Source organism: Haloplanus sp. HW8-1 (assembly GCF_023703795.1).
GTDB classification, from domain to species: Archaea; Halobacteriota; Halobacteria; order Halobacteriales; family Haloferacaceae; genus Haloplanus; species Haloplanus pelagicus.
In genome coordinates, this window is the sequence record NZ_CP098518.1 from 1010060 (window position 1) to 1031176 (window position 21117).

Here is a 21117-nt window from a genome sequence, read left to right on the forward strand (position 1 = left end):
GGTGGGGTCACGGGTCGACGTCGCGACGGCGGCGCCGGCGACGCGCCAGTAACCGCTGGATCGCCTTTCCCGGCCCGCCTTCGATGGGCCAGCCGCGGGTGCGCCACGCCGGCGGCTCCGGTTGGAAGTCGGCACACGACCCCGCACACTCGGCGGCCGTCTGGTGGCACTCCTTGGCCCCACACCAGGGGACGAAGGCTCCCGCCTCCCGCCGGAGTTCGAACCACCGGCAGTCGGGGCGCATCGTCTCGACGTAGGACCGCCAGCCCGACCCGTAGGCGCGCTCGGCGAGTTCGAGTCGCTTCGTCGCTTTCTCCGCCGGGGAAAGCGACGTCTCCACGTCCGGGTCGAGCGGGGCGGGATGCCACGCGACCTGTGCCGCGGGTGTCGACTCCTCGAAGTCGAGTGTCAACACGCCGGCCTCCACGGGCAGGTCTTCCAGCAGAGCGGGTTCGACCGTCTCGTCCGTGGCGGCGGTGGCGACCCACACCTCGTCGGCGAGGGCCGTCTCCACGTCGTGGGCGAGTTGCTCGCCGAGCGCGCGCGCCGCACTCGCCGAGAGGTCGGGCTTGTTCTCGACGGCGACGATCCGTCGCATCCAGTCGGGATAGGGGGCGATTCGGCGGATCTCGATCCGGTTGCCGGATCGCCGGGTCTCGACGACGCCGCGGTCCTCGGCACGGTGGACGTCGGCACGGACGTACCGCCAGGGGTAGCCGGGGTCGGGGAGCGCGTCCCGGTACCACGCCCACTCGGCCGGGGCGTTGCGAACCACGTGTAACAGATCGGAGTCGAGGGCGTCCCCACCGAACGCGGCCCGGGCGGCGAGTCCGTTCGGATCGGCCTCGACGACGACGGTGTCCCAGCGGCGGTTCCGGGTGCCGAGTTGCCGGGCGACGACCGGCACGGCGTCGGTCTCGCGGTCGAGCGGCCACGCGCGTTCGGCCCACCGGCAGGTGACGAGTTCGAAGCCGAACTCCGCGTCGCCGGGGTACCCGCTCACGGACGTTGCTGGGTGGCCGGGCGGCTAAGGCGTGTCGGTGGCGCCGTGACTACGGACGGCGAGGTCGGTGACGCCCCCGTCGCTGTTAGCCGACGTACGTCCGTTCGCCCTCCTCGGGGTCGGCTTCGGTCGCGAGGTCGTCGAGATAGTCGTGTGCCTCCTCGAGGATCTCGCGGGGACCGTCCTGGGTGATCGTGTTGATCGCCTGTTCGTAGTCCCGCCACTGGAGGTCGCGGTGTTCGGTCGAGAGTTCCGCACTCGCCTCGAACGAGTGGGCGATGAACAGATGGACCGTCTTGTGAATGGTGTTGCCGCCGGCCTCGAACACGTAGTCGTACTCCTCACGGAAGCCGTCGATGAGCCGGAAATCTTCGATTCCGGCTTCCTCGGTAACCTCTCGGATCGCAGTCTGCTGCAGTTCCTCGTCCCCCTCGACACCGCCTTTGGGGAACTCCCAGTCCCCCGGTCGACTCTTCAGGAGTAGGTACTCCCGGTGGCCGCGGGTGTCGCGGAAGAGGATGGCTCCAGCACTGGTCGCTTCGACCGTCATTACCGGCAGTAAACGGTCACGGGTTAATAGAATGTCGGACGGGACGAGCGGCGGACGGGTGTGTTTTTGAGTGTCGAGCGCACAGGAAGGGATACCGATGGCTTTCGTCACCAAACTCAGTTTTCAAAGTGGGGACCGCGAGGTGCTGGAATCGCTCGTGACGGATCTGAAGCGGATGGTCGAGCGGAAGGGCGCCGAGTGCAAGGGCCCCCACTCCTCGCCGCCGGAACGGCTCACCGTCCCGCAGTATCGGACGCTGGAGTCGGGCGAGCAGTTCGATCCTTGGGAGTACACGTGCTACTCCCGACGGCTGGAGATCCACGGGAGCGACGACGTGGCCCGCAAGGTCGGTCACATGGACTTCCCGGAGCGCGTTCACGTCGAAATCGAGGTCGATCGTAAGAAACCGCTGGGCTACCGAAACGGGTAACGATTACGTCCCCGTCTCGACGACGTCGAGGAGTTCGCCGGTGCCCGCGGCGTCGGCGGCGTCGAACTCGGTGACGCGAAGCCGGACTAGTCGGTCGCCGAGCCCACGCTCCGCGTCCGGCAGCGAGATGTTCGTATCGCCGATACGCACCTGCGCGACGCCGTTTTCGTAGCTCGTGACGAACGCGGTGAGTTCATCCCCCGTCGCGTACGTCGGTTTGTTCGTCCGGAACGTCCAGCCCTCGAAGAACTTGGAGAGGTTCATACGCGGGCCACCTCCTCGCTCTGACGGTCAGGAACGTACTCAAGCCCGTAGCCGGTCCAGGCTGCAGCGAGGAAGACGGCCACGAGGAACCAGCCATGGAAGACGTAGGGCCAGACCGCGGCGGGGTTGGCGAGCATCGCCTGGGTGAACCAGTCGAACTGCTGGGGCAACTGGATCATCGCCGCGTAGCCCGCGAGGACGCCCCCGCCCCACGGGAAGATGTATCCGAGTGCGGAGGTGTTGGCGTCGAGGATGTTGGCCCGGCGGTAGCCGTTGATGTTGAACCGCTGACCGAGCGTTCGGATGAACGGCGCGATGGCGATTTCCGCGGCCGTGTTGATCGTGATGGTGGCGTTGACGATGGCCGTCCCGATGACCATCGTGGTCTCGGCGCGGCGGACGGTCGTGGCGACGTTCTCCAGCAACCACTCCTCGATGGCGGCGAAGCCGCCGCCGGCCCGCATCACCTGTGCGGCACCGACGATCAGGAGGACGAGAACGATCAGCGGGAAGAATCCGAGCGCGCCGGTGTAGAGGCTCCCGCCGACCGCCGCCGACGCGTCGGGCGACACTTCGACGACGCTCCCGACGATCGGAAGGCCGTCGAGGGTCGCCGCGATCCCCGATTCGGCCGACGACCGGAAGACGAGCATCGCCGAGGCGGGCGCGAGGCCGAGCGCGAGGTTCAGCGCGATGGAGGCGATCAGCCCCCACGAGACCGCCTCGATGATGTGTCGGCCCTGCACCGCGGTGCCGATGACGACGAGAATCGAGAGCAGGTGGACGAGGCCGAGCGGCCCGGTACCGGCGCCGGCGCTGGCGGCCACGTCGAGCGGTTCGCCGGCCATCGCCTGCCCGGCGAGGACGTAACTCACCAGGGCGAGCACCGCGGCGACGAGAGCGTACTTGAACCGCGAAGCGACGACGCCCCCGATGTCGGCGTCCTGGGTTACCGCGCTCACGATGGTGGTGTCGGAGACTGGCGCGAGGTTGTCGCCGAAGACGGCCCCCGAGAGGATGGCGCCGAACAGGAGGACGGGATCGGCACCGAGCAAGACCCCAGCAGGGAAGACGAGGCTGGTGAAGGCGACGGCGGTGCCGTATCCGGTGCCGATGCCCGTCGCCAGCAGGGCGGCGAAGATGAACGTGAGCGCCGGGAAGAGCGCCGCGCCGACGTTGGCCGCGCTGGATGCCCACACGAGGCCGTCGACGAACCCGCCCGCCTGGATGGTGTCGGCGAACATGCCGGCCCAGAGCCAGGCGACGACGGCCGTCGCGGCCACCCGCTGGGTCATGCCGTCGAAGATGGTGTCCGCGTAGGTCTTCCAGTCACCTTTCACGAACAGCATGCCGACGACGAGGCCGACGAGCATGCCGATGACGAGCCCCGAGGTGTCGCCGATGCCGAGCAGTCCGCTCTGGACGATCGCCCAGACGATGAACACCGCGAGGGGGAGCGCGCTCATCGCCCGCCCGCCGTAGAACTCGACGCGTGATTCGTCCGCCGGTGGACCGTCAGGAGGGTCGGTTTCGCTCATTCCGTTCGGTGGTCGTCAAGCCCCCGGATTAAACACCGCGGTTCCGTTCCGGTTGGATCGAGATCGTTATAGTAGCCTTTGTAGGTCATCGCACACCCGATCGCACGCAGTCTGGCGATCAGGTGTACAAACAGTTCCACACGCTACCATCGCCGCTGCAACGGCCGAGGACTCCGGACGGACCGCCGAGTCGGCGCACCGCGGGGTCGTCCTGAGTCCGGCGAACCCGTGGACGGCTCCGGGACACAGTGCCGTGGTAACATTTAACACGAAACGAACCGTAGGCGACATCGATGCTGGAACGGTCGTCGTTCGAATGTGAGTCGTGTGACGAACGCGTGAGTCCGACGGCGTATCGAGCCACTTGTCCGGACTGTGGCGGGGCGCTCCGCCGACCGCGGGTTCACTGAACGATACGCTTTCCTCCACCGATCCCCTCGATCGACCGATGTCGGACGACGGATCCGCGGCTACCACCGATCCGACGGCCATCACCCGGATCGCGGTGACCGCCGACGACGTGGTGACCGCTCTCGAGACGAACTGGCGAAGCGACCGCCACACCGTCCTTCGGATCACCCCACCGTTCTCCGCCCGGATGCGTGCGCGACTCCACCGCCGGGTCCCGGACGACGACGGCGACGCCGTTCACGTCGAACCGTCGGCGCTCGTGGCGGCCCCACCGGCCTACCCGCACCCCGACGAGACGGCGGATCGACTCCGTGAGGCGGGCACGTACACGACCGAACGTCATCACGAACGCCACGCCGAGGCCGTCGAGGCCTGGCGCGAGGCGGTTCGGGACGCGTTCGTCGACGCCGTCGAACTGTCGACCCCGTCCGGATCTCACCGCGTCGGCGTCGCGTATCTCGGCTGAGGCGACGCGGACGGACCGCCCGACGACGGGCGTTCGGTGGTGGTTGCTACGGGCCGACGGGCGCCGACCGTCGCCCCGCGAGACTCCGAACCGGCATATTACCATTGGACATTTGCAAAGTATTTAGTATAACCAGAAAATATCCCATAACGAGCATGACACCCACACGGTCCCGGAGGCAGGCGACGGACGGACGGACGGCGTGGGCCCGTGGGGCGGTGGGTCGATGATGGCGACGAAGGCCGGACTCGCCGGACAGCTTGCGGTCGTCGCCGGCTTCGAGAACCCCCAGGCCGCCCTCGAACAGTATCCGACGCCGCCGGAACTGGCCGCACACGTGGTCCACGTGGCGGATCTCAATGACGACATCGAAGGGCGGACGGTCGTCGACCTCGGCGCGGGAACGGGGATGTTCACGCTCGGGGCGGCGCTGCGGGGTCCCGACCGTGCCGTGGGCGTGGAGATCGATCGCGACGCCCTCGATGTCGCCCGCGAGAACCAGCGTCGGGTCGGCACGCGTACGGAGATCCACTGGATCCAGGCCGACGCCACGCGCGTCCCGCTCCGTCCGGACGGCCCGACGACGGTCGTCATGAACCCGCCGTTCGGGGCACAGGCTGGGAACGAACACGCCGACCGTGCGTTTCTGGCGACCGCCGCCGAATTGGCGGACGTCTCCTATTCGGTTCACAACGCCGGCAGCCGGGAGTTCGTCGAGTCGTTCGCCGCCGACAACGCCGGCGAGGTGACCCACGCCTTCGCGGCGCAGTTCGACCTCGACCGGCAGTTCGACCACCACGCCGCCGACCGTCACGAGATCGACACGGAAGTGTTCCGGATCGAGTGGTCCTGACTCATACGGATTATTGTAACTGTTTACCGGTGGTTCGCCGGATCGTCTCGGTGAACCACCGGAACTGACTTACAATAACGTATCACTCGTAGGTCTCCCGGCGCGCCACCCGGACGCGCGTCGCGCCGCTGATCGCGTAGACCCGCCCCTCGACGTTGGTAAACTCGAGTCCGCCCACCGACGCCGTCTCGTTGACTTTCGGCATCGGCGCCCGAGCCGACCGGTTCCCCATCGAGACGTTGAGGCTGAACCCCGTCGGGGTCGCCTCGATGGAGACGTTTCGTCCGGCGACCACGGGGTCGGCCCGCGCCGGCGGCGACGTGTACGCCGTCAGATTTCGTCCGTCGTGGGACAACCGGACCCGGTAGGCGGTGGGGCCGCCGATCGCGTTCCACCCGGTCCGCGTGACCTGGATCGAGTCCCGCCAGCCGACGCCGCCGATGCGGACCCGGGTCGTCCCCGTGAAGTCGAGTCGTCCCTTCGAGACGGCGGTCATCCAGATTCCTCGGCCCCGGTTCCTGACGATCACTCCCGAAGTGTTGACCCGTGTCGTCTCGCCGAACGCGTCCACCTCGATCACCGACACCATGCCGTTCGGCACGTTCTCGGCGTACGTCACCTCGTAGCCCCGGACCGTTATCGGGTCGTTCTGGCCGCCCAAGTCACCGGACTCGGCCGTCATCAGGTTGATGGGGATCGCGGGACCGGCGATAGCGGCGGTACACAGGAGCAACACCGTCGCGCCGACCTGCCACCGCGGCACCGCCCGCAGCCTGCCCGACCGCCCGGGCGTCGCGACGAGCGGGCGGGACGACGCCGCCACCGTCCCGGCGACGAGCGTCGCGAGCAGAACTACCAAGGCGAGACCGGCCGCGCGATAGAGGACGTACGTCTCGCCACCACGGTACCAGTAGACCGCCCACAGCGACTGGGCGACGCCGAACAGCACGACGCCGGCGACGACCCGGGCGGCCGTCGGTCGATCCTCTGCCCGGTGCCGTACGATCCACACGCCGAGGAGGACGCCCGCGAGGAGGCCGATGGCGTGGCCCTGGATGGCGATGTCGGCCCACCAGGGAGAGGAGTAGGAGGGGCCGGCGCTCGCCGATACCGTCGGGGTTCGGAGCGCTCCGTAGATCGTTCGGGCGGCGTTGGCGGCGGTGACCGCAACGACAGTCGTGAGAGGATAGCGGACGAGTGCGACCCCCGCGAAAGCGAAGACGGCACCGGAGAAGCCGATGACTGGGCCCAGCGCGAAGGCCGCGGTGAACAGGCCGACTGCGACGACCGCGGCAGGAAACGCCACGAACGCCCGGACGTAGGGATCGGTCAGCGGCGACGTGAACGTCTGTGCGCCCCGTTCCCGAGGGAAATGCCCCCACGCGTACTCCGCGATCGGTGCCAGCACGACCGTTCCCACGAGGTTGCCCACGAGGTGACCCGGTCCGAAGTGTGCAAAGGCCGCGGTCAGCATCCCCAGCGGGTAGAAGTACGACCACGCCCGGAAGGGGATGGTGACCGGGCTGTACCAGTGGTTCCAGCCGTCCTGGACGAACAGATACACCGCGAGGACGACCCCGACGGTAACGAGCGTTCCCCACGGGACGCCGAGGAGGAACCGGGAGCGGAGGCGTGCGCCCCAACGGCCGCGGGGGCGGTCGAGGACGACGACGACGACGGCAGCGACGAGCAGAGAGAGGAGGACCGCCAGTCGAAAGAGCGTCGCCGAGTTCGGCACGCCGAGCATGTCCCTCGTTCACGCCGCGGCGGTAATGAATCCGACGGGCATCGTCGGCCGTCGCGTGCGCCATCCGGCGTCTGGCCCGGCGGGCGACGACCCTCCAGTTACAGTTTGTTCTCCGCGTCCTCGGCGAGTTCGGCCATCCGCTTGCCGACCCGCCCGGCGTCCGAGAACTCGTCTTCGCTCATCGCCGTCGCCAGGGCGTTACCGAGGACGAACACTGCATGTTTGTGTTCGCTCTTGGACTTGTGGACGTGTGAGGGATCGACGCTCAGGGATTCGTAGGGGTCGAAGATGCTCTCGTCGACGGACTCCTGGCTCCGGAAATAGTTCATGATCGTCACCATCTGTTCGTGCAGTTCGAGGAGTTCTTCCTTGTGCATACACCGGAGTACGGACGAAGGCCCGTTAAGGATTGTTGCGTCTGATTCTCATGCGATCGGGTCGGCGACCAGCGAGGTCCATCTCCCGCCCTTGGGGCCGCTCAGAACACGTACTCGTCTTCATGGCCCATCATACCCTCGTCCTCGAACCCGGGCTCTTCCTCTTCGATCGGTCCGCTGGTCTTGTACGCCCGGAGCCCCGTCGAGAGCAGTTCCTGGATGGCTTCCTCCCGGTTCACGAACTCGCCCTGCTCGATCAGCTGAGCGATCTGCATCTCAAGATGTTCCGGGACCGTTATTTCCACGTTCGGCATTTGAACGTTCGTCGCTTTGGAGGGGGCGTATTTAAATTCTGTGGGGGGTAATTCCGACTGCGAAAAGTAAAACTTTCACGATCCGAGTAAATTCGTCTCGAGCGCGAACTCGACTTCAGATTGGTGTAAGCACTCGCCTCGGCAGTCCCCCCCGACGGCGGCGTCGGTCGGTTCGCAAGCCGAGAGTATAGGTGTCTCGATCCGTCACGAAACGTATGGTCGAGGATCGAACGAAACTCTACCGGGAGTTCGGCGACGAACGCCTCCCCCCGGGACAACACCGGACCGAATCGTTTCCCGTCCTTTCGAAGGGATCGGTGCCCCGAGTGACCCGCGAGGAGTGGTCGCTCACGGTAAGCGGTTCCGTCGAGGAGTCGGTCACCCTCGACTGGGAGGCGTTCACCGATCTGGGCGTCGAAACGCAACGACAGGACTTCCACTGCGTGACCGGTTGGAGTCGCTTTGACTGCGAGTTTACGGGCGTGCCGTTCACAACCCTCGCCGACCACGTAGGTGTCGACGCCGACGCTGAACACGTCCTCTTTCACGCGGCGGACGGCTACACCACCGATCTCCCCCTCGACGCGTGTCGCCGTCCCGAGACGCTCGTTGCCTTCGAGTTCGACGGCGACCCCCTGCCGCGGGACCACGGCGGCCCCGTCCGGGTGGTCACACCCCACCGGTACGCGTACAAGGGCGCGAAGTGGGTGACTGGCGTCGAGTTCCTCACCGAACCGGAACGGGGGTTCTGGGAGCAGCGCGGCTACTCCGTGACGGCGAACCCCTGGAACGAGGAACGCTACGGATAGTTAGGTAAAAGGGTACGGCGGCCTCACGGATTTATAATGGGTGTCCCGCGAAGCGACGAGACGGGAACGCGTCTCGTCAGTCGGTCGGTTCGGACGTCGGTTCCCTCGCTGCGTGCCGCCCTCGACACGTTGCCGGCACCGCGGACGTTCTGGACGGCCCCCGACGAAGCGACGGTCGTTGCCGGCGGCGTCGCCGCCGCCATCACCGCCGACGGACACGACCGCTTCGGTGCGATCCGGACGGGAATCGACCGGGTGCTGCGGTCCGGTGACGTCCACGCCGGCACCGAGGCGGCCTGTCCACGCCTGTTCGGTGGGTTCGCCTTCCACGACGAGGGGGGCGAGGGCTCCGTGTGGGACGACTTCCCCGGCGCGCGCTTCGTCCTGCCGCGCGTCCAAGTGACCGAAACCAACCGCGGGACGTGGCTCACGGTCAACGCCGTCGGTCCCGACGCGACGGCGACGGCCGTCGAGGACCGACTCGACGCCGAGCGCGAGCGACTGGCGGCCCTCGACGACCCCGACCCGGCCACGCCGCCCGATATCGTCGCACGCGAGCGGACGACGCCGCGCGCCGCCTGGCGCGATTCCGTCGAGACCGCCGTCGAGCGCATCCGTGCCGGCGACCTGCAGAAAGTCGTCCTCGCACAGGCACTCGACGTAACGCTGGATCGGCCCCTCTCCGTGCCGGACGTACTCGCCCGCCTCGGATCGACGTATCCCGACTGCTATCGCTTTCTCGTCGAACCGACGGCCGACCCCGACCGCCCGAGTTTCTTCGGTGCCACGCCGGAACGTCTGGTCAGCAGACACGGACGGACGGTCACTACGGGGGCGCTCGCCGGCACGACCGGCCGTGGCGACACGCCCGCCGAGGACGACTGGCTGGCCGCGGAACTGCTCGACGACGAGAAGAACGTCCACGAACACGAACTCGTCGCGGAGACCATCCGGAAACAGCTCGCCCCGTTCGCGTCGTCGATCGGGACCGGCGAGCGCCGTGTCCGCCGCCTGGAGACGGTCCAGCACCTCTCGACGCCGATCACTGCGACCCTCGACCAAGACACACACGTCCTCGACTTGGTCGAGGCACTCCACCCGACGCCGGCGGTCGGAGGGCTGCCGCCCGAACGCGCACTCGCGACCATCCGGGAGACCGAGCCCTTCGACCGCGGGTGGTACGCTGCCCCCGTCGGGTGGGTCGACGCCGCCGGAAACGGAACCTTCGCCGTTGCCATCCGCTCCGCGCTCGCCAGAGACACCTCGGCCACCCTCTTTGCCGGCGTCGGCATCGTCGCCGACTCCGATCCCGACCGCGAGTGGGACGAAGTGCAGCTCAAATACCGCCCGATTCTCGACGAACTGGAGCGATGAGCGCACCCAACCGCAACGTCCTCTGGGGGCGGGCCGTGGTCGACGAACTCGTCCGCGCCGGCGTCGACGCTGCCGTCGTCTCTCCGGGCAGTCGCTCGACGCCGCTGGTCACCGCCGCTGCGGACGAGGACGACCTCCGGGTCTACTCGGTCCTCGACGAGCGGTCGGCGGCCTTCTTCGCGCTCGGCCGCGCGAGGCGAACGGGAGAGGTGACGCCCCTGATCTGCACCTCCGGTACCGCCGCCGCGAACTACCACCCCGCGGTGATCGAGGCCGACCGCGGGCGGGTCCCCCTGCTTCTCCTCACCGCCGACCGCCCGCCCGAACTCCACGACAGCGGCGCCAACCAGACCGTCGATCAGGAGAAGCTCTACGGCGACGCCGTCCGCTGGTACGCCGACCTGCCCGAACCCGAGGCCGACCCGCGAAAGCTCCGATCGCTGCGGACGACGGCCGCCCGTGCCCTCGCCGAGGCGACGGGAACGCCGTCGGGACCGGTCCACCTCAACTGCCGGTTCCGCAAGCCACTGGAGCCGACGCCCGTCGAGGGCGACGTGCCCGCGGACCTCGACACCCTCGCCGCCGCCGGCCGCGACGACGACCGACCATTCGTGACGACGACGGCGGGACCGCCCCGACTGGACCGGGCCGACCTCCGACCGCTCGTCGAGGGGCTGTCGGTGGGCCGGGGACTGATCGTCGCCGGGCCGACAGACCCCCCGGGAGTCGATCCCGAGGCGGTCACCGCGCTGGCCCACGCGACGGGCTTTCCGATCCTCGCCGACCCGCTCTCGGGGCTGCGCTTCGGCGGCCACACCCGCGTGACGACCACCGTCGGCGGCTACGACGGCTACCTCGACCCACGCGTGACCGGGGACTGGCCCGACCCCGAAGCGATCTTCCGGATCGGGGCTTCGCCTACCTCGAAGCGCCTCCGGAAGTACCTGGCACGGACCGGCGCCCGGCAGTTCGTCGTCGACGCCGCCGGCGCGTGGCGCGAGGCGGAGTTCCGCGCGACCGACCTGGTCGTCGCCGACCCCTCGCGACTGGCGGCGCGGCTGGCGGAACTCGTCGGCGGCCCGGACGCCCCGGCGTGGCGCGAGCGGTGGAGCGAGGCCGACCGCGTCCACCGGGAGACGGTCGGCAGCGTTACGGGCGACGGCATGGGGGGCTACTTCGAGGGGGCCGTCCTCGCGGACGTGGCCGACCTCGCGCCGGAACCGTCGACGCTCGTCGTCTCGAACTCGAACCCCGTCCGCGACGCCGACCGCTACGCCTTGCCGGCGGCGGCGAGCTACACCGTCCTCGGCAACCGCGGCGCCTCGGGCATCGACGGCGTCGTCTCCACCGCGCTGGGTGCGGGCAGCGCCACGACGGACGCTCTGACGCTCGTCGTCGGCGACCTGGCGTACTACCACGACGGCAACGGCCTGCTGTCCGCCCTCCGGTGTGACGTCGACGCGACGATCGTCCTGATCAACAACGACGGCGGCGGCATCTTCCACCGCCTCCCCATCGAGTCCTTCGACCCGCCATTCACCGAGGCGTTCAGGACGCCCCACGGCCGCGAGTTCGGCCCCACCGCCGACCTCTACGACCTGTCCCACGTGGCCGTCTCGGACCGCGAGGCGTTCAGGGAGGCCTACGCCGACTCGGTCGGGAGCGACGGTACCGACGTGATCGAGGTGCGGACGGACGCCGAGGCGAGCCAGCGGACGCGGGAGCGGCTGGTCGAGGCGACGGTGGACGCGCTCGACGAGTGAGCGGGCTTTATTTTCGTCGCCGACGCAGGGCATTCCGATGCCCTCCACGACTCGCCAGACGACGCTCCTCGCCGTCGCGGCCGCCGTCGTCGTCGCCGCCGTCGTCGCACAGCGCGCCCTGTTCGGCGTCTTCCTCGGTGCCGTCGTCTACACGGTCGGGTGGCTGATCGGTCGGCTGTCGCCCGGCAACCCGATCGACGACCTGACGCGACAGCGACTCCTCGCGACGGGCGCCGTCGTCCTGATCGTTCTCGCGTACGCGGTGGTCGTCGTGGCGAACCTCCTCCTCGGCGTCGTCGTCGCGCTGACGGTCGCGGTCGCCTCGTGGCTCACCAGCCCGTTCGGCCCCGTCGCGCGGTGGCTCGACCGGACGACGTGACGCCGCCGACCTGTATCTTTTTGCGCGCGCCGCCCCGCGTTCGGGGTATGGTTTCCGACCTCTTCGATCCCGACCGCTGGACGACCGTCACCGACGAGTTCAGCGACGTGACCTACCACCGGGCAGACGACGTCCCCGCGGTCCGGGTCGCTATCGACCGGCCCGAGGTACGCAACGCCTTCCGTCCCCGCACCGTCGACGAACTCTACGCGGCGCTGGATCACGCCCGCCAGCAGGCCGACGTCGGCTGTGTCCTCCTGACGGGCAACGGGCCGTCGCCGAAGGACGGCGGGTGGGCGTTCTCGGCGGGCGGCGATCAGGCGATCCGCGGGGAGTCCGGGTACGAGTACCGAGGGGACGACGCCGCGCCCGACGACGCCACCGCCGCGGCGACCGACGACGCCGAACTCGACGCCGACGCGCCAACGGTCGGCCGCCTCCACATCCTCGAAGTCCAGCGGCTGATCCGCTTTATGCCCAAACCTGTCGTCGCCGTGGTCCCTGGGTGGGCCGTCGGCGGTGGTCACTCCCTTCACGTCGTCTGTGATCTCACGCTCGCGAGCGAGGGTCACGCGAAGTTCCTCCAGACCGATCCGGACGTGGCCTCCTTCGACGGCGGCTTCGGCTCTGCCTACCTCGCCCGACAGATCGGACAAAAGAAGGCCCGAGAGGTGTTTTTCCTCGGCAAGACCTACGACGCCGCCGAGGCGGCCGAGATGGGCATGGTGAACGAGGCGGTGGCTCACGAGGATCTGGAGGACGTAGCACTATCGTGGGCCGAGACGATGACCGACAAGAGCCCGACGGCGATGCGTATGCTCAAGTACGCCTTCAACCTCGCCGACGACGGGTTGGTCGGCCAGCAGGTGTTCGCGGGCGAGGCGACCCGGCTTGCGTACATGACCGACGAGGCCAGCGAGGGACGGGACGCCTTCCTCGAGGGACGGCCACCGGACTTCTCGGACGTCCCGTGGCACTACTGACCGTCGGTACGCCGGCGAAAGCGAGAGGGTATATGTTCGAAGCCCACATTCCGGATAGTAACTGATGACCCCGAATCGTGTGGACTTCTTCGTCGATCTGGTATACGGACTGTTGATCCTTCTCGCGGCGGGCCTCATCCTCGTGGTCGGGACGAACGTCGGCGTCGCGTTCGGTATCGGTGCCCTCGTATCGTACGTAGTTCACGTCGTATGGAAGATGGCTCGTTTCGATCCCGAGTGGATGACCCAAGAGATGACCGAGAAAGTCGAAGAGACGCTCACCGAGGAGGTCACGGAGAGCGTCGAGCAGACCGTCGCCGAAGAGGTCACCGAGGAAGTGACCGAGGAAGTCACCGAGAAAGTCGAGCAGACGGTCACCGAGGAGGTAACCGAGAACGTCGAACGGACCATCTCGGACGAGGTCGACGACATCATCGAACAACTCGAACAGGTGAACCAGCGCGTCGACCGACGACCACGGACGGACCAGATCGACGAGATGACCAAAGAGGAAGGCGAGACTGGCGCCGAGAGTGGCTCTCGATGAACGGGCGACGACAGCTACATGGGCCCACACGACCGAACCCCTGGACCGGTAACGACGCATGATCGGTCCACTCCTCTTGATCGGCTTCGCGGTATCGCTGTTCGTCGGGTTCAACATCGGCGGCTCGAACACCGGGCCGGCGTTCGGCCCGGCGGTCGGTGCGGGCGTCATCTCGAAACTGTTCGCGGGTGCGCTCATGGCCGTCTTCTTCTCGGTCGGTGCGTGGACCATCGGCCGCCGGGTCGTGAACACGCTGGGTCGCGAACTGGTGACGGATCCCGGCGTCTTCACCGTCCAGTCGAGCATCGTCGTCCTCTTTTTCATCGGCGGCGCGCTGTTCGTCGGTAACTACGCCGGCGTCCCGGCCTCGACGTCGATGACGGCCGTGGGCGCCATCGCCGGCCTCGGCGTCGCCGCGGGCGAACTCGACTGGGCGGTCATGGGCGAGATCGCGGTCTGGTGGATCGTCGCCCCTCTCGTCGGCTTCTGGGTGTCGGGCGTCGTCGGCCGGTACTTTTACCCGACCATCAACCGCTGGGTCGCCATCGAGCGCAGCGACGGGGCGCTCCTTACGTTCGATCGCTCCGGTACCGTCCCGGTCCCGCGTTCGGGACCCAACACGACCCGTCGCGAAGTCGTCGGAACGGTCGTCGTCATCGGCATCGGTTGTCTGATGGCCTTCTCCTCGGGCACGTCGAACATCGCCAACGCCATCGCGCCGCTGTACGGTGCCGGCGTCGATCTGAACCTCCTGATCCTGCTTGGGTGTGGCGCCGTGGCCGTCGGGGCGCTCACCATCGCCCGCCGGACGCTCGATACCCTCGGCAACGACATCACCGACCTGCCGCTGACGGCGGCCATCGTCGTCGCCGTCATCTCCTCGGGCATCGTCATCGGGCTCTCGGCCATCGGTATCCCAGCCTCCTTCGTCATTATCGCCACCATGTCCATCGTCGGCCTCGGCTGGGGGCGTGCCACCCGGTCGATCACCGTCTCCGAAGGGGTGCGCGGCGAGAAGACTCCGAACGTCTCCGTGGGGGCGCTCACCACCGAGGACCTGGGCGAGGAGGCCCCCGACATCGGCGAGGAGGCACCCGAGGACACCCCGAGTGCCGCCGAACTGTTCAACCCCGAGACGACGGGTCGGGTGGTACTCATGCAGAACGTGGTGCCGCTCCTCTCGACCATCGGCGCGTACGCGACCTTCCGCCTGCTCTTTGCCGTCTGGTGGTAAGTCGGAAAAACGGCAGTCTTTACGCGCTCGGGTCCCACCGTCCGACGATGAGCACACAGGAGACCAGCCGACGTCGGGCGTGGGTGATGGCCGCACGGCCACAGACCCTCCCGGCGACCGCCGCGCCGGTCGCCGTCGGCACCGGCCTCGCGGTCGGGCGCGGTGTCGAACACCTCCTCGCGGCCGCTGCCGCCCTGATCGGTGCCGCCCTCATTCAGATCGGTACCAACTTCGCCAACGACTACTACGACGCCGTCAAGGGCGCCGACACCGACGACCGCGAGGGGTTCACCCGCGTCACGCAGTCGGGGCTCATCTCGCCCAAGGCAGTCAAACGTGCCAGTTACCTCACCTTCGGGGCCGCCGTCCTCGTGGGTACAGGACTCGTCTACGTCGGCGGCCTCCCCATCCTGATCGTCGGACTGCTGTCGGTTACAGCCGGCTACGCCTACACCGGCGGTCCCTACCCGCTCGGCTACCACGGCCTCGGCGACCTCTTCGTGTTCGTCTTCTTCGGCGTCGTCGCCGTCACGGGGACGTACTACGTCCAGGCGGCCGCCGTCCTCGCGTCGCCGTTTCCCCTCTCGATTCCGTCGGGGACGCTCCCCCCCGTGGCAGTCGTCGCCAGCCTCCCCGTCGCCGCGCTCTCGACGAACATCCTCGTCGTGAACAACGTCCGCGACATGGAGACGGACGCCCGGACCGGCAAGCGGACCCTCGCCGTCAGGCTGGGCTATCGCTGGAGCCGCGTCCAGTACGTCGCCTTGCTCGCGCTCGCGTACCTCGTCCCGCCCGCGATGTGGCTCGCCGGCCCCGCCTCCCCGGTCGTCTGTCTGCCGCTGCTTACCCTCCCGCTTGCCGCGGGCCTGGCGCGCACCGTCAGTACCCGGACCTCGGGCGAGGCACTCAACCCCGCCCTCGAACGGACCGGCAAACTGCTCGCGGCCCACGCTCTCCTGTTCGGCGTCGGTCTGGCGGTGGGAGTATGAACCGCCACGAGTTCTCCCTCGACCTCGTCGCTCCCCTGTCGACCGCTCGCGGCCGCATCGAGCGACGCGAGGGCGTCCTGGTCGGGATCGGCGCCGACGGCGTCCGCGGGGTCGGCGAGGCCACGCCGCTCCCCGGCTGGACGGAGTCGATCGACGACTGTCGGACGGCGCTCGACGCCGTCGCCGACGCGGACGCGATCGGCGGCCTCCGGGCCGTCGACGATCCGCGGGAGCCGTTGGCCGACGCGCCAGCGGCGATCACCGATCCGCTGGCCGACGCACCCGCGGCGAGACACGCCGTCGAGAGCGCCCTCCTCGACGCGACGGGTCGGCGTCGTGACCGTTCGCTCGCGGCCCTCCTCGCCGACCGGCCGGCAGCGACCGTCCCGGTGAACGCGACACTCGGCGACGCTCCGGCGGCGGAGACGGTCGCGGCCGCCATCGACGCGGTGGACGCGGGGGTCGCCTGTCTGAAGGTGAAAGTCGGCGTCGGTAGCCTCGACCGTGACGTGACCCGCCTCCGGTCGGTGAGAGCCGCCGTCGGGTCCGACGTGGCGCTCCGGGCGGACGCCAACGGTGCGTGGGACCGAGAGACGGCGAGGGAGGCAATCGAGGCGCTCGCGACGCTCGATCTGGCGTACCTCGAACAGCCCCTCCCCGCCACCGACCTGTCGGGTCACGCGGCGCTCCGGGGCCGCGGTGTCGACATCGCGCTCGACGAGACGCTGGCCGAGATGCCGCCGGCGGCGATCCTCGGCGCCGACGCGGCCGACGTGGTGGTGTTGAAGCCGATGGCACTCGGCGGTCCGGGACGGGCCGTCCGGACCGCGCGGTCCGCGCGCGCGGCGGGCGTCGACCCGGTGGTGACGACGACGGTCGACGCCGCGCCGGCCCGGACGGCAGCGGTCCACGTCGCCGCCGCCATCCCCGAGATCCGGCCCTGCGGGCTGGCGACTCGCGACACCCTCGCGACGGACCTCTGTCCCGATCCCGTCCCCGTCGAAGACGGGGCGGTCGCCGTTCCCGACGGCCCCGGCGTCGCCGGGTCGGCCTTCGACGACCTCGTCTGAACGCCGCCGGAGCTATACGAACCCGCACCGAACCACGGGGTATGACGACGGGCCGCCTGCTCTACGTACTCGGACTGTTCGCCGTCCTCGTGTTCTGTGCCGGCATCGCCGCCGTCTGGGCGCTGTCCTACGGGCCGCTGTGATCGCCGGTGTCGGTGTCGGTGGCGGCGGTCTCGCCGTGTGAGACCCCTTCGCGACGGTCGGCCTGCATCCGCCTGATGGCAGCCGCCGCGTTGCTCGCGTCGTAGCCGAAGTACACCGCGTCGGCGGAGGCTTCGGCGACCGCCGTCGCACCGACGAGGGCGTCGACGTCGACCTCGACGGCGTAGAGTTCGATCGCGAGGCGAGACTCCAGCCCTGCCAGCCGGCTCTCGAACCCCCTGGCGATGGTCTCCAGCCAGTACGTCGTGCCGTAGGCGGTGTCGTAGAGCGGAACGACGAACTCGTCGACCATCGGCGCCAGCGCCTCGATGTCGACACCACTCCGGGCGCGCAGGTGGCCGGCGTAGGGGTCCGGATAGAGCGTGAGATGGAGGTCGCCGGGGACGCGTTCGTGCACCGCGGACACGAAGTCGGTCACGACTGATGCGCGCCAGTCCGTGCGGTCGTCGAACTCGCTCCCGGCGAAGCGGCGGTCGCACCGCTCACAGCGGCAGTAGCCGTCGCGTGGGAAGCCGACGTCGTCGAGACGGAGGGCCGGTCCGGCCTCGACGCAGTCGTCGACGATCTCGAGCAACCCCTCGCGGTAGCGGTCGTGGGTTGGACAGACGTACGACCAGTCGAAGTAGGAGCGCTCCCGCGTCGCGGGGCGCCCCTCGGCGTCGACGGCCGCCATCGAGGGATCGTCACCGACGGCCGCGTTGTCGCCGAAGGCCGACACCATGTTGACGCCGGTCGAGAGCGGCGCGGCCGCGCGCCCGGTCACGTCCTTCACCTCGTAGAAGCCGGCGTCGAACGCCGACCACTCCAACTCCTCGGCGTTCCGCGTGACGACGCCGTACATACCTCTCGTAACGGGACCGTCGCTGGTAAGAATGTGGGTTATCGCCGCCGACCGGGGATCGAGAGATCTCCGGCCGGATCGGGCGACTCGATCCCCGCAACGACGGGGAGACGTACGCCCGCGTCCGGGGAGGAGGCTTACTCCTCGACGTCGACCTCGACAGGTTCCTTGTCGCCGGAGAGCAGGACGTAGCCGATTGCGATCAGTGCGAGCACCAGGATGAACTTCGTCTTTCCTGACATGGGTCTTCCTTGGACCACCGGTCACAAAGCGGTTTCGCCCGACTGGCGGGCGTCGATGTGCTCGGCCACGTCGCCTTCCCGGACGATGGTGTCACAGTACGAACAGCGGACGCCGTCGGACAGCACCTCGAACTCGGTCCGGATCGGTTCGTCCGCGTTCGTGATGCAGTTGTGGTTGGGGCAGACGAGGATGCCCGTCACCGATTCGGTTCGTTCGACCCGGTTTTTATCGACCACGTCGAAATCGCGGATGATGTTGATCGTCGCCTCGGGCGCGATCAGCGAGAGGACGTCCACCTCGGACTGGCTGAGTTCGCGTCCCTCGACCTTCACAACGTCCTTTCGGCCCAACTTGTCGCTGGGGACGTTCATGCCGATGCTGACGGTCTCGCCGCCGGTGCCGTCGATGCCGAGGATGGCGAGGACGTTGAGCGCCTGCCCGCCGGTGACGTGGTCGATGACGGTACCGTCACGGATCTTGCTGACGCGGAGTTCCTCGTCGGTCATCGACGGTCACCCTCTTCGTCGTCGCCGAGCAGACTGTCGAGCAGAGCCATCCGAACCGGGACGCCGTTGTGTGCCTGACCGAAGTACTTCGCGCGTGCCGTCCCGTCCACTTCCGGGGCGATCTCGTCGACCCGGGGGAGCGGATGCATCACGGTCAGGTCGTCCGACGCGTCGGCCAACACGTCGTTGTCGATGCGGTACTCGCCGGCGACGGCGCGGTACTCCCGCTCCTCGGGGAAACGCTCGCGCTGGATGCGGGTGACGTAGAGTACGTCCAGTTCCGGGAGCACCTCGTCGAGGTCGGTGTGTTCGCGCACCTGTGCGCCCGCCTCGTGGAGGTCGTAGCGGACGTTGCGGGGGAGGCGCAGGCTCTCCGGACTGACGAAGTGCTGTCGCACGTCGAAGTTCGTCAGTGCGTGGGCGAGCGAGTGGACCGTCCGACCGTACTTCAGGTCGCCCATGATCCCCACGGTGATGTCGTCGAGACCGGCGTTCTCGCGGATGGTGTAGAGGTCGAGCAGGGTCTGACTCGGGTGCTGTCCGGCCCCGTCGCCGGCGTTCACCAGCGGTACGTCGACGAACTCCGAGGCGAGTTTCGCCGATCCCTCGCTCGGATGTCGGAGGACGAGGGCGTCGGCGTACCCCTCGATCACCCGGACGGTGTCCGCGAGGCTCTCGCCTTTCTTGACCGACGACGACTCGACCGAGCCCATATCGATGGTCTCGCCGCCCAGGCGCTTCATCGCCGACTCGAAGCTCATCTTCGTCCGCGTACTCGGCTCGAAAAAACAGAGCGCGAGGACGCGCCCCTCGTGTCGGCCGCTGACCACCGACGGGTCGGCGTCGATGGCCGCCGCGTGGTCGAGCACCGCCTCGATGTCGTCCCGGGAGAGGTGGGCCGCGCTGATGAGGTGGTCCTGTAACATTACGTGTGTGAGTCACCCGGGGCGTCTTGAATCCCCCGGCACGCGATGACCTATGGCCAGTTGCCGTGGTCGTCGAACGCGTCCACGACCCGCTCGATGGCGACGACGTACGCCGCGGTCCGGAGGTTCGGCACGTCGACGGACTCGTAGGTGTCGACCAGGCGGTCGAACGCCTCGGTAATGACACGTTCGAGTTCGTCGTTCACCCGCTTTTCGGTCCACGCGAACCGCTGGCGGTTCTGCACCCACTCGAAGTAGGAGACGGTGACCCCGCCCGCGTTCGCCAGGATGTCGGGGAGCACGTAGACGTCACGCTCGGTGAGTACGTCGTCGGCGTCGGGGGTCAGCGGCCCGTTGGCCGCTTCGACGATCACGTCGGCCCGCACGTCGCGGGCGATGCTCTCGTCGACCGCGTTCTCCAGTGCCGCGGGCACCAGCAGATCCACGTCCGCGGTCAGCAGTTCCTCGTTGGTCAGTTCCTCGTCGGCGTCGGGATAGCCCACGACCGACCCGGTTTCGCGTTTGTGTTCTTTGACCGCCTCGGTGTCCAGGCCGTCGGCCGCGTACACCCCACCCCGGGAGTCGCTGACCGCGACCACGGTCGCCCCCTCGGCCTCCAACAGGGTCGCGGTGACCGATCCCGCGTTGCCGTAGCCCTGGACGGCGACCGTCGCGTCCTCGATGCCACGACCCAGGTAGTCGAAGGCCTCACGGGCGGTGAGCATCGTCGACCGGCCGGTCGCCTCGACGCGACCCGCACTGCCCCCGGAAGACAGCGCCTTCCCCGTCACGACGGCGGGTTCGGTGGTCCGCTCCAGCGTCTCGTAGGTGTCTTTGATCCAGTTCATCTCTCGCTGTCCGGTGTTGACGTCGGGTGCGGGGATGTCGCGGTCAGCGCCGATGATCGGCCGGAGTTCGGCCGCGAACGCGCGCGTGATGCGTTCGAGTTCGCGCTCGGAGTACTCCCGGGGATCGAACGCGATGCCACCCTTCGCCCCACCGTAGGGGATATCGACGACTGCGCATTTGTACGCCATCCACCCGGAGAGAGCCGTCACTTCATCCTGCGTGACGTTCGGGTGATAGCGAATCCCCCCCTTGTAGGGGCCGCGGTCGCCGTTGAACTGGACCCGGTAGGCGTGAAACTGCTCGGCGCTCCCGTCGTCCATGTCGACCGAGAGGGTGGTCTCCAAGACGCGTTCGGGCCGTTTGAGCCGCTCGATCACGTCGCCGTCCGCGTCCAGATAGGCCGCGGCGTCGTCGATCTGCTCCTGGAGGCTCTCGAACGGGTTGATTTCCGCCATCTGACCCGCCGGTTCGACCTCCTGTAATACAGTC

At 68.4% G+C, this 21117-nt stretch carries 24 protein-coding genes; 13 read left to right on the forward strand and 11 right to left on the reverse strand.

All coding sequences use genetic code 11. The features are described 5' to 3' along the window. Positions 1 to 7 precede the first annotated feature (7 nt). A complete protein-coding gene (locus NBT82_RS05445; RefSeq protein ID WP_251330552.1) occupies positions 8 to 1003 on the reverse strand; it encodes a DUF5787 family protein in 996 nt (331 codons plus the stop codon). An 85-nt stretch (positions 1004 to 1088) separates the two neighbouring features. Further along, positions 1089 to 1553, reverse strand: coding sequence for a bis(5'-nucleosyl)-tetraphosphatase (locus NBT82_RS05450; protein ID WP_251330553.1), 465 nt, complete (start codon positions 1551 to 1553; stop codon positions 1089 to 1091). 97 nt (positions 1554 to 1650) lie between these two features. Between NBT82_RS05450 and NBT82_RS05455 the strand changes: the two genes are divergently transcribed. Then, a complete protein-coding gene (locus tag NBT82_RS05455; protein ID WP_251330554.1) occupies positions 1651 to 1983 on the forward strand; it encodes an uS10/mL48 family ribosomal protein in 333 nt (110 codons plus the stop codon). 3 nt (positions 1984 to 1986) lie between these two features. On the opposite strand, the gene NBT82_RS05460 is transcribed toward NBT82_RS05455, so the two are convergent. Together NBT82_RS05460 and NBT82_RS05465 are read right to left on the reverse strand one after the other, a co-directional pair. Further along, positions 1987 to 2247 carry a DUF7513 family protein gene (locus tag NBT82_RS05460; protein ID WP_251330555.1) on the reverse strand — a complete coding sequence of 87 codons (261 nt, stop codon included), beginning with the start codon at positions 2245 to 2247 and terminating at the stop codon, positions 1987 to 1989. Continuing rightward, the gene (locus NBT82_RS05465; RefSeq protein WP_251330556.1) at positions 2244 to 3785 is read right to left on the reverse strand and encodes a Na+/H+ antiporter NhaC family protein; all 1542 of its coding nucleotides are present in this window, start codon (positions 3783 to 3785) and stop codon (positions 2244 to 2246) included. Before NBT82_RS05465 ends, NBT82_RS05460 begins: the two co-directional genes overlap by 4 nt. 293 nt (positions 3786 to 4078) lie before the next feature. On the opposite strand from NBT82_RS05465, the gene NBT82_RS20155 reads away from it, so the two are divergent. The 3 genes from NBT82_RS20155 (at position 4079) to NBT82_RS05475 (ending at position 5515) form a co-directional block, all read left to right on the forward strand. Next, positions 4079 to 4195 (forward strand): rubrerythrin-like domain-containing protein, encoded by a 117-nt coding sequence (locus NBT82_RS20155; RefSeq protein WP_345780676.1) that lies wholly within the window; start codon positions 4079 to 4081, stop codon positions 4193 to 4195. Positions 4196 to 4233: 38 nt separating this feature from the next. Next, the gene (locus NBT82_RS05470; protein WP_251330557.1) at positions 4234 to 4662 is read left to right on the forward strand and encodes a DUF8009 family protein; all 429 of its coding nucleotides are present in this window, start codon (positions 4234 to 4236) and stop codon (positions 4660 to 4662) included. 229 nt (positions 4663 to 4891) lie between these two features. Continuing rightward, the gene (locus tag NBT82_RS05475) at positions 4892 to 5515 is read left to right on the forward strand and encodes an METTL5 family protein (RefSeq protein ID WP_251331357.1); all 624 of its coding nucleotides are present in this window, start codon (positions 4892 to 4894) and stop codon (positions 5513 to 5515) included. 82 nt (positions 5516 to 5597) lie between these two features. Here the strand turns inward: NBT82_RS05475 and NBT82_RS05480 are convergent, their stop codons facing one another. From NBT82_RS05480 to NBT82_RS05490, 3 genes are all read right to left on the reverse strand, one after another. Further along, positions 5598 to 7262: a rhomboid family intramembrane serine protease gene (locus NBT82_RS05480; protein WP_251330558.1), complete on the reverse strand. Its 1665-nt coding sequence runs from the start codon at positions 7260 to 7262 to the stop codon at positions 5598 to 5600. 98 nt (positions 7263 to 7360) lie between these two features. Beyond that, positions 7361 to 7639, reverse strand: a complete 279-nt coding sequence (locus NBT82_RS05485; protein ID WP_251330559.1) for a UPF0058 family protein — start codon at positions 7637 to 7639, stop codon at positions 7361 to 7363. 101 nt (positions 7640 to 7740) lie between these two features. Beyond that, positions 7741 to 7953, reverse strand: coding sequence for a ribbon-helix-helix domain-containing protein (locus NBT82_RS05490; protein ID WP_049936177.1), 213 nt, complete (start codon positions 7951 to 7953; stop codon positions 7741 to 7743). Positions 7954 to 8168: 215 nt separating this feature from the next. Here NBT82_RS05490 and NBT82_RS05495 point away from each other — a divergent pair, with 215 nt between their 5' ends. The 9 genes from NBT82_RS05495 (at position 8169) to NBT82_RS05535 (ending at position 17101) form a co-directional block, all read left to right on the forward strand. Continuing rightward, a complete protein-coding gene (locus NBT82_RS05495) occupies positions 8169 to 8762 on the forward strand; it encodes a sulfite oxidase-like oxidoreductase (RefSeq protein WP_251330560.1) in 594 nt (197 codons plus the stop codon). A gap of 36 nt (positions 8763 to 8798) precedes the next feature. Then, positions 8799 to 10136 (forward strand): isochorismate synthase, encoded by a 1338-nt coding sequence (locus NBT82_RS05500; protein WP_251330561.1) that lies wholly within the window; start codon positions 8799 to 8801, stop codon positions 10134 to 10136. Beyond that, positions 10133 to 11899, forward strand: coding sequence for a 2-succinyl-5-enolpyruvyl-6-hydroxy-3-cyclohexene-1-carboxylic-acid synthase (gene menD / locus NBT82_RS05505; protein WP_251330562.1), 1767 nt, complete (start codon positions 10133 to 10135; stop codon positions 11897 to 11899). The genes NBT82_RS05500 and menD overlap by 4 nt, the downstream gene beginning before the upstream one ends. Positions 11900 to 11936: 37 nt before the next feature. Beyond that, complete coding sequence (locus NBT82_RS05510) at positions 11937 to 12278, forward strand: hypothetical protein (protein WP_251330563.1); 342 nt, start codon at positions 11937 to 11939, stop codon at positions 12276 to 12278. Positions 12279 to 12325: 47 nt separating this feature from the next. Further along, on the forward strand, positions 12326 to 13261 hold the full coding sequence (locus NBT82_RS05515) for a 1,4-dihydroxy-2-naphthoyl-CoA synthase (protein WP_251330564.1): 936 nt from the start codon (positions 12326 to 12328) through the stop codon (positions 13259 to 13261). Positions 13262 to 13325: 64 nt separating this feature from the next. After that, complete coding sequence (locus NBT82_RS05520; protein WP_251330565.1) at positions 13326 to 13808, forward strand: hypothetical protein; 483 nt, start codon at positions 13326 to 13328, stop codon at positions 13806 to 13808. Between the two features lie 58 nt (positions 13809 to 13866). Next, the gene (locus NBT82_RS05525; RefSeq protein ID WP_251330566.1) at positions 13867 to 15042 is read left to right on the forward strand and encodes an inorganic phosphate transporter; all 1176 of its coding nucleotides are present in this window, start codon (positions 13867 to 13869) and stop codon (positions 15040 to 15042) included. 47 nt (positions 15043 to 15089) lie between these two features. Further along, on the forward strand, positions 15090 to 16031 hold the full coding sequence (locus NBT82_RS05530; RefSeq protein ID WP_251330567.1) for a 1,4-dihydroxy-2-naphthoate polyprenyltransferase: 942 nt from the start codon (positions 15090 to 15092) through the stop codon (positions 16029 to 16031). Then, positions 16028 to 17101: a mandelate racemase/muconate lactonizing enzyme family protein gene (locus tag NBT82_RS05535; protein WP_251330568.1), complete on the forward strand. Its 1074-nt coding sequence runs from the start codon at positions 16028 to 16030 to the stop codon at positions 17099 to 17101. Before NBT82_RS05530 ends, NBT82_RS05535 begins: the two co-directional genes overlap by 4 nt. A gap of 127 nt (positions 17102 to 17228) precedes the next feature. On the opposite strand, the gene NBT82_RS05540 is transcribed toward NBT82_RS05535, so the two are convergent. The 4 genes from NBT82_RS05540 to NBT82_RS05555 all read right to left on the reverse strand — a co-directional run bounded on the left by NBT82_RS05540 (position 17229) and on the right by NBT82_RS05555 (position 21083). Beyond that, complete coding sequence (locus tag NBT82_RS05540; protein WP_251330569.1) at positions 17229 to 18104, reverse strand: hypothetical protein; 876 nt, start codon at positions 18102 to 18104, stop codon at positions 17229 to 17231. A gap of 263 nt (positions 18105 to 18367) precedes the next feature. After that, on the reverse strand, positions 18368 to 18853 hold the full coding sequence (pyrI, locus tag NBT82_RS05545) for an aspartate carbamoyltransferase regulatory subunit (protein WP_251330570.1): 486 nt from the start codon (positions 18851 to 18853) through the stop codon (positions 18368 to 18370). Further along, positions 18850 to 19779, reverse strand: a complete 930-nt coding sequence (pyrB, locus tag NBT82_RS05550) for an aspartate carbamoyltransferase (protein WP_251330571.1) — start codon at positions 19777 to 19779, stop codon at positions 18850 to 18852. Before pyrB ends, pyrI begins: the two co-directional genes overlap by 4 nt. Positions 19780 to 19829: 50 nt before the next feature. Then, complete coding sequence (locus NBT82_RS05555; RefSeq protein ID WP_251330572.1) at positions 19830 to 21083, reverse strand: Glu/Leu/Phe/Val family dehydrogenase; 1254 nt, start codon at positions 21081 to 21083, stop codon at positions 19830 to 19832. Positions 21084 to 21117 lie beyond the last annotated feature (34 nt).

Excerpts from the sequence above, each read along its gene's own strand:
- pyrB (WP_251330571.1), bottom strand. The coding sequence starts at position 19,779 with ATGTTACAGGACCACCTCATCAGCGCGGCCCACCTCTCCCGGGACGAC.
- NBT82_RS05485 (WP_251330559.1), bottom strand. The coding sequence starts at position 7,639 with ATGCACAAGGAAGAACTCCTCGAACTGCACGAACAGATGGTGACGATC.
- NBT82_RS05525 (WP_251330566.1), top strand. The coding sequence starts at position 13,867 with ATGATCGGTCCACTCCTCTTGATCGGCTTCGCGGTATCGCTGTTCGTC.
- NBT82_RS05540 (WP_251330569.1), bottom strand. The coding sequence starts at position 18,104 with ATGTACGGCGTCGTCACGCGGAACGCCGAGGAGTTGGAGTGGTCGGCG.
- pyrI (WP_251330570.1), bottom strand. The coding sequence starts at position 18,853 with ATGACCGACGAGGAACTCCGCGTCAGCAAGATCCGTGACGGTACCGTC.
- NBT82_RS05555 (WP_251330572.1), bottom strand. The coding sequence starts at position 21,083 with ATGGCGGAAATCAACCCGTTCGAGAGCCTCCAGGAGCAGATCGACGAC.
- NBT82_RS05465 (WP_251330556.1), bottom strand. The coding sequence starts at position 3,785 with ATGAGCGAAACCGACCCTCCTGACGGTCCACCGGCGGACGAATCACGC.
- NBT82_RS05470 (WP_251330557.1), top strand. The coding sequence starts at position 4,234 with ATGTCGGACGACGGATCCGCGGCTACCACCGATCCGACGGCCATCACC.
- NBT82_RS05450 (WP_251330553.1), bottom strand. The coding sequence starts at position 1,553 with ATGACGGTCGAAGCGACCAGTGCTGGAGCCATCCTCTTCCGCGACACC.
- NBT82_RS05460 (WP_251330555.1), bottom strand. The coding sequence starts at position 2,247 with ATGAACCTCTCCAAGTTCTTCGAGGGCTGGACGTTCCGGACGAACAAA.
- NBT82_RS05510 (WP_251330563.1), top strand. The coding sequence starts at position 11,937 with ATGCCCTCCACGACTCGCCAGACGACGCTCCTCGCCGTCGCGGCCGCC.
- NBT82_RS05480 (WP_251330558.1), bottom strand. The coding sequence starts at position 7,262 with ATGCTCGGCGTGCCGAACTCGGCGACGCTCTTTCGACTGGCGGTCCTC.
- NBT82_RS05455 (WP_251330554.1), top strand. The coding sequence starts at position 1,651 with ATGGCTTTCGTCACCAAACTCAGTTTTCAAAGTGGGGACCGCGAGGTG.
- NBT82_RS05475 (WP_251331357.1), top strand. The coding sequence starts at position 4,892 with ATGGCGACGAAGGCCGGACTCGCCGGACAGCTTGCGGTCGTCGCCGGC.
- NBT82_RS05535 (WP_251330568.1), top strand. The coding sequence starts at position 16,028 with ATGAACCGCCACGAGTTCTCCCTCGACCTCGTCGCTCCCCTGTCGACC.
- NBT82_RS05500 (WP_251330561.1), top strand. The coding sequence starts at position 8,799 with ATGGGTGTCCCGCGAAGCGACGAGACGGGAACGCGTCTCGTCAGTCGG.
- NBT82_RS05495 (WP_251330560.1), top strand. The coding sequence starts at position 8,169 with ATGGTCGAGGATCGAACGAAACTCTACCGGGAGTTCGGCGACGAACGC.
- NBT82_RS05515 (WP_251330564.1), top strand. The coding sequence starts at position 12,326 with ATGGTTTCCGACCTCTTCGATCCCGACCGCTGGACGACCGTCACCGAC.
- menD (WP_251330562.1), top strand. The coding sequence starts at position 10,133 with ATGAGCGCACCCAACCGCAACGTCCTCTGGGGGCGGGCCGTGGTCGAC.
- NBT82_RS05520 (WP_251330565.1), top strand. The coding sequence starts at position 13,326 with ATGACCCCGAATCGTGTGGACTTCTTCGTCGATCTGGTATACGGACTG.
- NBT82_RS05530 (WP_251330567.1), top strand. The coding sequence starts at position 15,090 with ATGAGCACACAGGAGACCAGCCGACGTCGGGCGTGGGTGATGGCCGCA.
- NBT82_RS05490 (WP_049936177.1), bottom strand. The coding sequence starts at position 7,953 with ATGCCGAACGTGGAAATAACGGTCCCGGAACATCTTGAGATGCAGATC.
- NBT82_RS20155 (WP_345780676.1), top strand. The coding sequence starts at position 4,079 with ATGCTGGAACGGTCGTCGTTCGAATGTGAGTCGTGTGACGAACGCGTG.